10 protein-coding genes are annotated in these 13,774 nt (G+C 35.3%); 6 read left to right on the top strand and 4 right to left on the bottom strand.

Annotation, left to right across the window (positions count from 1 at the left end; all coding sequences use genetic code 11):
• Nucleotides 1-8 precede the first annotated feature (8 nt).
• Entirely contained in the window at nt 9-1,877 is a 1,869-nt protein-coding gene (locus IV57_RS06085) for a fructose-bisphosphatase class III (RefSeq protein ID WP_057880618.1), read from the bottom strand.
• A 145-nt stretch (nt 1,878-2,022) separates the two neighbouring features.
• Here IV57_RS06085 and IV57_RS06080 point away from each other — a divergent pair, with 145 nt between their 5' ends.
• On the top strand, nt 2,023-2,907 hold the full coding sequence (locus tag IV57_RS06080; protein ID WP_057880617.1) for an aldo/keto reductase: 885 nt from the start codon (nt 2,023-2,025) through the stop codon (nt 2,905-2,907).
• A 148-nt stretch (nt 2,908-3,055) separates the two neighbouring features.
• Here IV57_RS06080 and IV57_RS06075 read toward each other — a convergent pair whose 3' ends face one another.
• From IV57_RS06075 to IV57_RS06065, 3 genes are all read right to left on the bottom strand, one after another.
• Nucleotides 3,056-3,853: a hypothetical protein gene (locus tag IV57_RS06075; RefSeq protein WP_157051917.1), complete on the bottom strand. Its 798-nt coding sequence runs from the start codon at nt 3,851-3,853 to the stop codon at nt 3,056-3,058.
• A 139-nt stretch (nt 3,854-3,992) separates the two neighbouring features.
• Nucleotides 3,993-4,772, bottom strand: coding sequence for an FAD:protein FMN transferase (locus IV57_RS06070; protein ID WP_057880615.1), 780 nt, complete (start codon nt 4,770-4,772; stop codon nt 3,993-3,995).
• 104 nt (nt 4,773-4,876) lie between these two features.
• Nucleotides 4,877-6,169, bottom strand: coding sequence for a nucleobase:cation symporter-2 family protein (locus tag IV57_RS06065; protein ID WP_057880614.1), 1,293 nt, complete (start codon nt 6,167-6,169; stop codon nt 4,877-4,879).
• Nucleotides 6,170-6,297: 128 nt separating this feature from the next.
• On the opposite strand from IV57_RS06065, the gene IV57_RS06060 reads away from it, so the two are divergent.
• The 5 genes from IV57_RS06060 (at nt 6,298) to IV57_RS06040 (ending at nt 13,672) form a co-directional block, all read left to right on the top strand.
• Nucleotides 6,298-7,734 (top strand): C69 family dipeptidase, encoded by a 1,437-nt coding sequence (locus tag IV57_RS06060; RefSeq protein ID WP_057880613.1) that lies wholly within the window; start codon nt 6,298-6,300, stop codon nt 7,732-7,734.
• A 560-nt stretch (nt 7,735-8,294) separates the two neighbouring features.
• Nucleotides 8,295-8,765, top strand: coding sequence for a transcription elongation factor GreA (greA, locus tag IV57_RS06055; protein ID WP_057880612.1), 471 nt, complete (start codon nt 8,295-8,297; stop codon nt 8,763-8,765).
• Between the two features lie 160 nt (nt 8,766-8,925).
• Nucleotides 8,926-9,843, top strand: a complete 918-nt coding sequence (locus IV57_RS06050; RefSeq protein ID WP_057880611.1) for a DMT family transporter — start codon at nt 8,926-8,928, stop codon at nt 9,841-9,843.
• 178 nt (nt 9,844-10,021) lie between these two features.
• On the top strand, nt 10,022-11,029 hold the full coding sequence (locus IV57_RS06045; protein ID WP_057880610.1) for a D-2-hydroxyacid dehydrogenase: 1,008 nt from the start codon (nt 10,022-10,024) through the stop codon (nt 11,027-11,029).
• A 276-nt stretch (nt 11,030-11,305) separates the two neighbouring features.
• Nucleotides 11,306-13,672 (top strand): hypothetical protein, encoded by a 2,367-nt coding sequence (locus IV57_RS06040; RefSeq protein ID WP_057880609.1) that lies wholly within the window; start codon nt 11,306-11,308, stop codon nt 13,670-13,672.
• Nucleotides 13,673-13,774 lie beyond the last annotated feature (102 nt).

Raw genomic sequence — 13,774 nt, 5'->3', positions numbered from 1 at the left:
CTCATAATTTATAAATTCAATTGAGCAGATAGTTTATCTATCTGCTTTTTTATTTTCTTACCATAATCGGTATCGCTGACAGTTTTTCTTTCAGATGAATGCTCCACAATCTGTTTATCCAAAACAACGTCCGACATATTTTCAATTACCTTTTGCCGTGATATAAATGACTTTAATGTTACTAGCCACATCCCATAGGAATCAAATAATAATGTATAACCACCAATATCATTATTTTCAGCTAAACCATTAACCGTTACCATTTTTTTATTTGCCCTAATCGGTAAAATATCCGCATCAAGGGTATGACCATTAATCACATGTCCTCGACTGTTCAGACCAAACTCTTTTAAAACTTTATCCGCAAACCATTCCTCTTTACTCAATTCAAAGAATGGGTTCATTTGTTCCTGCTGCACCTTAGAATCATCAATAAAATAGCGTTCAAAAGTCGCCATTTTATCTTTGCCAAATAATGGTGAATTTTTTCCTGACCAAAGATACCAGATCAAATCAGAATTAAAGCAATCACCAGTTGTCGGATGTCTCAGACCGTCTTTTAAAATATATTCAAAATAATCACATAGACTTTTACCCGAATATTCACGTCCGTCCATCTGCCACTTGCTAAAATTGCCCTTGGAATCTACTGGAATACAACCATGAAACAACAAATTACCATTATGTTTCAAATACATTGAACCATTATCCAACATAAACCACATATGCTCATTCAACTTATTAGAATGGGTAAATTGATTGATCAGATCAATGATAACCGTCTGTTCACTATGAGTTATTTGATACGGATTAGCGGGATTGATCGATTGAAAACAACCATTTTTTATTGGATAAGTTTTATTATCAATAGTGATGGTTTTCTTATCTAAACTCAATTTGTCCAACATCAAACGATCATCCATTTCAAACTCTGGTCGACGTTTAATAGCCTGCCCCTCAAGTTTAAACTGCATAATGGCCGCAGCTTGTTGAATACAATTATCTAAATTCTGTGCTTCATTAGTTGATCCAGCAATATTTACTTTTGATTCAAAATTACTTAATGGAACATAACTATGGCTGGCAAATTTCATCATTGACGTTAAATCAATGTCATAGGCCTCTTTCAGCAAATCAAGGTTATGATAACGAGCACTGATTCTTATTAAATTTAACATACATAATTTAGAACCAGCTAAACTTCCCATCCATAGTATGTCGTGATTACCCCATTCAAAATCAAAATTTTGCCAACTTTCATTCAAATGTTGAATAATTTTATCTGGTTGTGATCCTCGATCATAAACATCACCCAGTATATGAATTCGTTCGATAGCTAATTTTTGAATAGCGTGGCAAATAGCGATAATAAAACTATCACCCATTTTTAACTTAACAATACTTTTAATCATTTCACGATAATAGGCCTGCTTATCTTCAGCCTTCAAATCAGCGGAGGATAATTCCCCAATAACATCTCTGAACTTAGTATCCAAAGCCTTTTCGACAATGTCCTTAGGATACTTATTAGACACATAACGCAGAACTTCAATCAGACTATTGATTGTGTCCATATGCCACTGTTCAAATTCATCCTGATCTGTAATTTCCTGATTATTCTTATTTAAAATTTCTTCTGGATAATAAATTAAACAGACCAATTTTTTCTGATTTAGGGTCGTCAGGCGACCATTAAATAACTCTTCAACTTTACGACTGATATTTCCAGCCCCACTGCGAATAATATTTAAATAATTATCATTATTTCCATGGATATCGCTAATAAAAGCTTCCGTACCTTTAGGTAGACTTAGTGTTGCCGATAGATTGACAATTTTTGTTTTAATTTCATTAATATTTGTAAGTTCATTTTCCATTATTATGCGATATACCTTCCCCGAGTACGTGAAACTGCCTTTAATGACAGCGGATACAATTGAACTATACCAAATGACGAGTTTTTTTCCAAGTATCACAATTATATTTGAGTTAAAATTATAGTTATATAGGAGGAGTTAGACAATGAATTTAAAATTAGATTCTACTGTAACTTTGAACAATGGTGTTAAAATGCCCCAACTCGGTATGGGTGTCTGGAAGGTCAATAATTCTGGAGCTGCTCAATCCGTTGAATGGGCTTTAAAACACGGTTATAAGGCCATTGATACTGCTAAACAATATGGTAACGAACCCGGTGTTGGTAAAGGATTACAACAAGGTTTCGCTGACAACGGTCTTAAACGTGAAGATATTTTTCTGACAACTAAAATCTTTAATGGTGACCAAGGCTATCAATCGGTTCTTGATAACTTTGAAGGTCAATTAAAAGATTTACAAACTGACTATGTTGATCTCTTGTTGATCCATTGGCCAGTTGATGGTACTTATTTGGATACATGGCGTGCCCTTGAAACTATCTACAAATCAGGTAAGGCTCGTGCTATTGGTGTTTCAAACTTTAACATTGAAAGACTACAAGATATTCTCAAACATGGTTCTATCAAACCGGCTGTGAACCAAATGGAATTCCATCCCTTATGCCAAGAAGTCGATATCAAAAACTTCTGTGACGAGCATGATATTTATCTTGAAGCATGGTCTCCACTTGGTGGTGGATCAGTCTTGAAAGACCCACGTCTTCAACAAATTGCTGACAAGTACAACAAATCAGTTGCCCAAGTTATCCTTCGTTGGGACTTACAACGTGGAATTATCACAATTCCTAAGTCAGTTCACGAAGAAAGAATCGTTCAAAATGCTGATGTCTATGACTTCGAACTCAATGAAGATGACATTGAAGAAATTAATGGTTTAGATACTGACAAACGTAGTCTCTGGTATGGTGACTTCTTCTGGAGTGGTAACCCCGATGGTTACAAAGATTCCGTTGAAGATTGGAAAGACTAATAAATCATAATTAAGTTCTAATAAGAAAGCAGGACAAACATGTTCAGCTTTCGCCCAAAATAATAACCACGGTAATCAAAATACTGATTACCGTGGTTATTATTTTGGGACGGAAGACACTACGCATTGTTTCGTTTTTTGTTTATCTCTATGAAAGTTTCTCTTTAGAACTAACAACTAAACCTTTACTGAAATTCAATGGTTCATTTACTTTATCGATCAAAATGCCGCTTAAATTATAGCGTTCCACAAATGGCAAAAACTTCTCTGCTTTATTGGATGTAGCTACTAATGCCCAAATAGCTGTTTCAACTAAATTAGTTCCAACAATGATGGCCTGTTTTACACCACTCTGATTTTTATGCAAACTACCATCAATTATATTTTCTTGTAAAGAAATCACACCATTCTTTAAATAATATGTCGTTACAATTTCATTCTCTTTTTCTGAATCGCGAATATCTATTGACCATCTAAAGTCAGAACCTGACTTGGTTGCGACTTTAATTTGACCACCACCACTTAACCAAATTCCATCAATATTTTGATTTTTCAATAATGGCTCCAGATATTCTTCAAAAGCTCGCTCAATTGCCCAGCCCTTAACTAAATCGCTAGGATCATATTTACCAGCAAAATATGGCATATATAATCCGGCAGTCATTTGCTCAGCCAAAATGGCGGAATCGTAAATCAGTTTGAAATCATTTGATGTTCTTAAAGGTTCATTATCGCCACGTTGAAATCTTGAGACCAATGAATCATATTTAAATAATGAAAAATCACGATCAACTTCAGCCAACATTTCCGCAATACCATCACTGGCCGAATTTAATTGTTCCATTATTGATGAATCAGGATTTGTCGTTGCAATTTCTATTTTAAAATTCATATTCATTTGGTTAATCGTTGTACTAGGAAATAAGTATTTTTTAATTTGCATCATAATGGGCCTCATTTAATATTTTGTTTTATTAATTTGCTTTTATTATACATACGAGTATAAAGATAATATTTGAATTATTTATGACTAAACTGCGAAAAATCAACACAAAAAAATGAGATGCATAACATCGTTATGCACCTCACTTAGGCATCGCTATTTTATCTGAGAAACCGTCCCGAAAGTTTTCCATTCCGGCATACTTGTCAACAATCATACCAGTTAAATGATATTTAGAAATGAACTCAGGAAACTTAGCTGTTCCTGCAGAAATTCCGGCTGAAGACCAAATATTAGCATCCAAAGCACTATTACTAACAATTGTAACCTGCTCTATATTACTTTTTTCTTTTCTTAAACTCCGCATCTCATTTGAAGTTGAAACGGCACCATTTTGCAAGAAATAAGTAGCTAATAATATATCCAAATTTTGGGGATCTTTAATTGCAACTCTCCATCTAAAATCAATATTGGGACGACTGGCCAAACGGACATCTTCACCACAACGTAGCGAAACACCATCGATTCCTTCGACACTTAATAGTGACAAAAGATATTTATTAAAAATTTTATCGATCATCCAACCATTCAATAACCCGATTGGATCGTACTTTCCATTAAAGTACGAACTAAAGTAATGATGGGTCATTTGTTCAGCCATGATTGTTTGTTCATAGACTTCTTGGAAAGTCTTTGAAATCATCAATGCAGTTTCTTCACCATCTTGAAATTTAGCTAATAATGAATTGTTATTCTCTAACGAAAAAACATCATCATATTCTTTAATATTCCCAGAAATCTTAGCAACGGCATCGTCGATAACACGTTGGTCAATCAAGTCAGGATTAGGTGTTGCTAGTTTTATTTCAAATGGTTGCTCAAACTTGTTGACGATAATGCTTATATATTTATATTCAGTCATATTTTTCACTCCTTTGTCTAAAAAAAATACGTACGCTTATCTAATTTATCGATAAGTATACGTACTAAATGTGATGAAAATATGACCAAAGTTTGTGAAAACTATTAAGCTGTTTTTTTATTAGGATTAAGTAGTAAATTAAGAATAATTGCTGAAAAACTTCCGACAACTAAACCATTATTTAAAATAGTTTGAATAGTTGATGGTAAGAAATGAAGTAAAGTTGGTTGAACAGTTACACCAAGACCTAGACTGATTGAAACAGCCATGATCATAATGTTATTGTTGTTCATTTCAACCTTCGACAACATCTTGATACCTTCAATACCAACAGTACCAAACATAATTAACATGGCACCACCTAAAACGGCATTAGGAATCAACTCAGCTACTGCTCCAACCTTAGGAATCAAACCTAAGATGATCAAGAGAAACGCTGAGAAGTAAACAGGCTTATTCTTTTTGATGCCAGACAATTGAACAACAGCTACATTTTGCGAGAAAGTTGAGTATGGGAAAGTATTAAAGATACCACCCAAGATAGCCGCTAAACCTTCTGAAGCATAACCACGTTGCAAGTCGTTCTCATCCAAATCATCACCGGTTAATTCTGCTAAAGCATAATAAACCCCAGTCGATTCGATCATACAAGTAATTGCAGCCAACAACATGATTAAGATTGAAGACCATTCGAATTTTGGCGTAGCAAAGTAAAATGGTTGCGGAATTTGGAACCAATGTGCTGATCCAACGGTTTTGAAACCGATCTGTCCCATTCCGATTCCCATCAAATATCCTGCAACAATACCAATTAAAATCGCAATTTGTTTAATGAAGCCTCGACCCCAAATACTAATAATGACAATTATCAAAGCCGTTGAAAATCCTAGAATCAAATTAGTTGGATCACCAAAACTTTTAGCAGCTACATTACCACCACCAATATTTTGAAAAGCAACCGGAATCAAAGTGAATCCAATCAATGTAATCAATGAACCTGTAACGACAGTTGGAAAAAATCGTTTTAAATTAGCAAAGATTTTTGAAATTAACATAATGAAAACACCAGCAGCGATAATAGCGCCATACATATAGGCTATCCCAAAATGATGTCCAATATTTTGTAACGGCGTTACATACTCGACAGCTGACCCTAGAACAACTGGCAAGCCTATCCCAGTGAGTGGTGTCCGCTTAATCTGTAAGAGTGTAGCGACCCCACACATAAAAATATCGACTGAAATTAAGTAAGTCATTTCTTTAGCGCTGAAACCAAGGGATGCACCGATTAAAATCGGTATTAAAATATCTCCTGAATACATGGCTAATAAATGCTGAAATCCTAATAGCAAATTCTTCATGAAAGAATCGCTTTTATTGTTTGTATCAAGATCCATTATTGCCCCTCCTGTTGTTTAGAAAATTATAGCATTTTTTATGAAAGTTATTAATGGTCAAGTTTGAGTAACTCAAAAGTTTAGATATGCTAAAATGGACTTAATACAAATAGGAGGAATTCTAAGAGATGAATAAAAATCATTTGGATGACGCTTGTACTACTATTTTAGTTGGTAAAAACGCCAGTTTAGACGGCTCAACAATGATCGCCAGAAATGACGATACATTCTTTGCTGTTGCCCCACATAGTTTCGTATTGAACCCCGCTGTTAAGGGTGAAAAGGGCCGCAAGGTTAAGTCATGGTTGAATGGCTTTGAATCTGAAATCCCCGAAAATGGCTACAAATGGCCAGCTGTTCCTAACGTTGATTACAAGAAATTCGGTTACTACGACGAAAGTGGTATTAATGGAAAGAACGTTGCCATGTCAGCTACTGAAAGTACTTACGGTAACGAACGTGCGCTTGCTTGTGATCCATACGAAAAAGATGGTATGGACGAAGATGTTATCGTTCGTATGGTTCTACCTTTCGTTGATTCAGCTAAGGGTGCGGTTGAACGTACTGGTGAATTAATCAAAAAATTTGGTTCACCTGCTGGTAACTCTGTCCTATTCAGTGACAAAGACGATGTTTGGTACATGGAAATCGTTACTGGTCACCACTGGGTAGCTCAAAGAATTCCTGATGACAGTTATGCCGTTTGTGCTAACCGTGTTTCTATCCAACAAGTTGACTTCAATGACCCATCACAATTCATGTGGTCGGAAGGCATCCAAGAATTTGTTGAAGCCAACCACTTGAACACTGATAAAACTGGTTTTGATTTCAGACATATCTTTGGTTCAGACAACTTAAAAGATCGTCACTACAACACACCACGTGTTTGGTTCGGTCAAAAATACTTCAATCCAGAAATCGACCAAGATCCAGAAGATGTTGATATTCCATTTATCAGAACAACTAACCACAAGATCTCTGTTGACGATATTGAATACGTTCTAGGTTCACACTACAACGAAACACCTTACGATCCATATAGCCCATATGCTTCAGATGAAGACAAACACCGTTATCGTCCAATCGGTTTGAACAGAACTCAAAACTCACATGTTCTTCAAATCAGAAACGACGTTCCTGAAGAATTTGCTGCTATTATGTGGCTATGTATTGGTTTCCCTACATTTACACCATATATTCCATTCTACACAAACATGAATGCTACTGATGACAGTTATAACGATGCTTCATTATCATTCAACTTCAAGGATGCTTACTGGATGTATAATGCTTTATCAGTTCTTGTTGAATCTAACTACACAGAGTTCATTCAAGACGATGTTGACTACCTAACAGAAGTTCGTCAAGATCTTCGCATGGCAGTTGCCGAAACTGATAAACTTGCTAAGAACTACTCTGGTGACGAATTAGTTGAGTTCTTAACTGACCGTAACCAAAAAGTTGTTAAAGAAATGCAAGACAAGGCTCACCAATTATTTGCTGACCTTTATACAAAGGGTATTAACATTTCTAAACTTACATTCAATATGGATGAAAACCTATAATCAGTTTTGATTATTAACCTTAAAACGCCTACCAATCATATTTTGATTGATAGACGTTTTTTTAATTTTATTTTATTTGGTATTTAAGAATGCCGTTTCAGTCAAAATACATTCACCACTGAGCCAATCCTAATTTTTGCTCCAGACTAGTTTCTACTATAATATTTTATCTTTTTTAGAAATATTATGTCTGTTGTTCGTAAGTACCATAAATAACAGTCTATCAAACTTCTAATTATAATGGTTGCTAAAGATTATTTTGCAGATCATATTGATAACGAATATTAAATTACTAATACCCTAATCTGGAGCAAAAAAGCTGATGGGCTAAATAGTGAAATTTCACTTAGTTAGCGTACTTTGCTAACTTACGTGAAAGGCCGAACTTGAAGACTCTTGAAAAGAGGCTTCAAGTCGTGCCCACTATGTTCCAGCCCAATCAGCTTTTTTGTGGAAGATGGCAGTGAACCATATAACCAAACATCAACCACTCCTTTTATTTCTAAATTAGATTTATACTAAATACTATTACCAAATTCAATTATTCGAGGTTTTATTATATGGAACCATTTTTTAATAAAATGACACCTGCTGGTTACCAAGCCATTGAGCAGGAAATAAAAGATTTAAAAAAAATCCGTCCTAGCAAAATAAAAAACTTAGCAGCAGCAGCGGCCCTTGGTGACCGCTCTGAAAATGCTGAATATACCACCGCCAAACAAGAGTTAGGTCGTTTGAATAGTCGGCTACGTTATTTACAAAAACAATTACACTATTCCGATGTCGTCAAACCAGCTGACAATGACAAATTGGATATTGGTAAATTTGTCACGATTGAATTTATGGATGACCATGAACAACTAACTTATCAATTGGTAGGAAAACAAGAGGCTAACCTTGACCAACAGAAAATTTCTTTCACTTCACCGATCGGTAAAGCTTTAGACGATCATCAAGTTAATGATATTGTCACTGTCACTTCTCCGGATGGTTCCTATCAAGTCAAAATCATCAAAATAGACCGTTCATAATTATTTAAATATGGTATATACCAATGGATGCAAATGTAGTAACAACCCAAACTTATTTCCATACCATTAGTATATGTTTTCCATAAGTTAAAAAAAATAATATCAAAACTAAATACTGACGGGTATAATAATGCTATTGGTTTTTAGGAGGATATATTTAATGGATGAAGGTAAGCAGTTAGCCAAGAAAACTCTTAATCGAGGTTTCTGGTTAGCATTTTGTGCTTCTGCTCTCTGGGGAATTTCAGGTACAGTTTTACAAATTGTTGCTAAAAATCTGAACATTCCAGCGATGTGGTTCATTGCTACAAGAACTACTTTTGCCGGAATTATTCTATTAGTCGTTGGCTTGATTATCTTGCCAACCAAAGAGTTTTTCGCGGTTTTTAAAAATTGGAAGGATTTATTAACTTTAGTTTGTTTCGCTATTTTTGGTTTGTTAGCTAATATGTTCACTTTCTTTCACGCTATCAAAACTGGTAATTCGTCAACAGCTACGATTCTACAGTATCTATCACCGCTTTTCATTATGGTCGGTGCCATCATGTTCACAAAGAAGAAAACTTCACGAGTTGACGTAATTTCATTTATCTTAGCTCTTATCGGAGTGGTTTTAATGATTACTCGTGGGGATATCGGTCACTTATCGATTCCACTTGTTTCAGTTCTTTGGGGTGTTGGTAGTGGTTTAACCGCAGCACTTTATGTTACGATTCCACAAACTTTGATTGCTAAATATCATGGGATTCTTATTACCGGTTGGGGTATGTTGATTGCTGGAATTATTTCCAACTTTTTCAGTCCCATCTGGGTCAATCCACCTAAGATGACTACTACTAGTATCTTAGGTATCGGAACCGTCATTTTACTTGGTACTGTCATGGCCTTCTTATTGATGGTTATGAGTACTAAATATACAACTGCTGCAATTATCAGTATTACTGATGCGGTTCAGCCCGCTACAACTTTGATTTTGAGTATTATTTTCTTACATTATGCTGTTAACTTCGCAGAAGTTATTGGTGCAATCATTGTTGTCATGGCGATCTATGTGCTAAATAAATATGATACAGATTAACTTAAATTCGTAAAGGGTAGGAGGTAGGACGTTTAATCGTCCTACCCTTTTTATTTTTCCATTTTAAAAAATACCCCTTTCTTTTATTCAGAATTGCGTTAAACTTAATATCAATCATTTTATTAGAGAAAACTAATATTTCTAACTATTTTCTAATAAATCAGAAAGAGGGATTGTTATGAAGATTTACTTATACGGAGTGCGAGAAGACGAAAAAGGTTATTTAAAAGAATGGAGTAACATTCATTCCGATGTCGAAATTGACTATACTGATCAAATATTTAACGATGAAACAGTTGAGTTGGCCAAGGGGTATAACGGCGTTGTATTACTTCAAACACAACCTTATTCACGTACATCATTACAAAAGCTCCAAGATTTTGGCATCACCAAAATCTCAGTGCGTAATGTTGGATTGGACGGCTTTGATTTTAAGGATCTCCGCGATTTGGGATTTTCATTGACTAACGTTCCTGTTTATTCACCTAATGCGATTGCTGAACACACGACTAGCTTGATGTTACGTTTGCTCCGCCGTGTACCAGAATTCGATAAAAAATTCGACAATGCTGATTTCAGATGGTTCCCTACTATTGGTGAAGAAATCAATGGTAAAACTGTTGGTATCATTGGTACTGGTCATATCGGTTCCGTCGTTGCCCGTATCATGATGGCGATGGGTGCCAAAGTAGTTGCCTACGATATTAAACCTAATCCCTTCCTCGAAAATTTGGGAATCTATGTTAACTCTGTAGATGAAGTTTTGAAACAAGCAGACATCTTAACACTGCACACACCATTGGCTAAAAAGGATGTTCATATGATTGATACTGCTGCCATCGCTAAAATGAAAGATGGGGTTATCTTTATCAATGCTGCTCGTGGTGGCCTAGTTGATACAGACGCTCTGATTGCTGGATTGGATAGTGGCAAAATTGGTGGCGCTGGGCTAGATGTTTTGGAAAGTGAAAACGACGTCTTCCAAAAGAAATTTACTAGTATTGACGATGTTAAGGATCCTCAATTTAAAGCTTTGATTAATCGTGATAATGTCATTATCACACCACATACTGCTTTCTATACGACAACTGCCGTTCACAACATGATTTTTGATTCATTGACTGATAATTTAAATATGTTGGAAGGTAAAACCCCTAAATATCCAGTGGATATTACAGTCGATTAAAACTAATTTTCAAAAGCTCAGAATGACTTTTAAGTTATTCTGAGCTTTTTTATAACTAATTTGATATATGGCCAATTTAATATTGTATACAGAATATTTAATTAATGATAAGTGATATTTATTTAACAATTATATGGAATTAGTTAATATCGCAGTTCAATAAATATCACTATTTAATAATTATTCTTTTGATATTAGATTTAAATCATCCTTTTATCGTATTATAATTTATTCTTGAAAGATACAATCAGTATTACTTTTAAGAGGTGAATTATAATGAGAAAACATATTAATTATAATATTTTTTATTCCATCATCATATCATTTGTTACATTAATGGTTTTATCATCCTCTAATTCATTGATTGTTTTTGCCGATTCTGATGACTCAGCAGCTATGGCTCAAGCCCCCGATGGTGTTCCTGTCGGTCAATATTTTTCTATCCTTGACCCTATGAAACCAGCTTCAGCAGATGAAAATTATCCTTTTATGCATAATTCTGCAAAGATCTCTTCAGACAATTCGGATATTGTTGTTTTAGCACAAGGTACCAAGCGTGATACTGATGTCAAAGACGGTATGTATGGTGCTGTCTGGTCAGAAATGAATAAAGACAATTATATTGATATTTCAAAAAAGCAGACCATTTCCACCTGGCTTTATTTTGGTTCGGGAAATATTGCTGACCCTACAATAAATGGTGAGGGTATCTCATTGGTACTTCACAACGACAACCGCAAGAATTCGTCTAATCAAAGTCGTGCTTTAGGTGCTGGATATCAAGCTTTGGGTTCATTAGGATATGACCAATCTACTGTTCCATATATTTATAGATTGTATGGCCTAACGAAAACCTATAAATCCGCAAAGTTGCCCTCTCCCGACGGCGTTGCTAAAACTGCCATTCAAAATAGTATTGCTTTAGATTTTGATACGCAACGTAATGATACTGATTCCGGAAGTTCATTAAACAGCCCCATTAATCTCTTCCAAACAAGTCCTGATTATAATTTTTCGGGTACCGCCACAGGTGTCACTGATTATACGCTTAACGGATTCGACACTGTTGATACATCTGATCCCTTCGGTAGAAATATTTCAAAAGACTACCCAGGTTATAATGATTTAATTGCGCAAAGGCCCTTAGGACAATACTCTTTACGTCAAGGTAACAGTGGTGGTTATGGCTATGGAATGATTTCAACAACTTATCCTGGTAATCCGTTAACCTATCAACTTGGACTGCTTAGTTCCAAGAATGGAGATTATTCCTATTTCTCCAGTGGTAAAAAAGCGATGGCTGCTGTACAAGCATATGCCAAGGCTGCCAGTCTAGTCGATGGATCGTATAGTAACAATAAACCAATCTATTGGCACCATGTAACTTTCGTTTGGGATCCCGCTCGTGATGCTAATGGAGTACCTACTAAAGATGGTATGCCTGTCACAGGAGGTACTCCAGCCTCAATCAACTATAAATTTAACGATAAAATGCCTGATGGTTCAACCAATACATCAGCTTCTTCCTATTATTCCGAAGTTGATGATTCAATCCCAGTGGACCCAACCCAATTTAATCTGACCGGTGGTAATACTAAAGTATATTGGGGACTAACCGGCGCTAATAGTGACAATGATAGTGTTTACAGTAAGATGGCCATTTTCGAATCTATTCCCGCTTTAGCCACAGCTACAGTTAGCTCTCGAATAGTCGATCATAGTTTAAATGACCAAATTATTACTGATGACAAAGACACTACAACTGTTCCTAACAGTATCGTTTTTAACGATGATAAATTAACTTTCAATTATAATTTAAAATTTGATCCTGATTCCAGTCACCAAAATTGGAATGATATTGTTTCTAAAATAGATTTACCAAATGCCGATATTAACTTTACCCAGCCTGGAACAATCACGTATCATACCAATGCCGGACAAAGTGACGATAAAACCGAAACAATCCCACTCGATTGGCAAACTGAAGATAAGGATCAATTACAACATAAACTAGCTCATTCTTTAGGTACTTTCGTTGATGCAACTAATAATCCTAATCAATACACTAGTGCTGATATTAATTTTGACGGCACAGCCGTTAATAAGACCGACACCTTGATCACAGTTGATCCTAAATCTTCTGTTTTCACTGGTTCTAATGCCATTGAATCAACCAGTTCGCCAAAATTTTACATTGATAATACTTCTGGAAACAATCAGCAATTGCAGTTGGAAGTTTCAAATGATTTAGCATTTCAGAATATTAATTATCAAGTCACTAATCCTCTGATTCACCGAGCAACCCCATTTACTTTAAATGTAACTAGTCTCAAATCACCTTGGATTTTACAAGCATCTACCAATGGAATGTACCTCAATGGTACTGGATCTAAGTTCAATGGCGATTTAATCTATAAGAAAAATGCTACTGATAATCCTTTAACCTTATCCAATACACCTCAGGAAATTGATTCCGATAGCAATTCATATGACGACGTTACAACCTCACAATTAGCTAAGAATTGGACCGATGAAACTGGTCTTTTGTTAAAACCAACTGCTGCCAACAATCAAGCTGGAAAATACACAGGAACCGTCACATGGGAAGTCATTAATGGACCAAGTAATACCAATAAGGATTAAATTATTTTCCAAAGATGTTTGACAAAGTAAACGGGAAAGTGTAAATTAATCACCAATCGAATAATTAAAATTTATTTAATCTAATTAGACGTTGAAGAGAAG

This window comes from Companilactobacillus kimchiensis, from assembly GCF_001438805.1.
In the GTDB taxonomy this organism is placed as follows: Bacteria; Bacillota; Bacilli; order Lactobacillales; family Lactobacillaceae; genus Companilactobacillus; species Companilactobacillus kimchiensis.
This window is presented reverse-complemented; position numbering and strand designations above follow the sequence as displayed.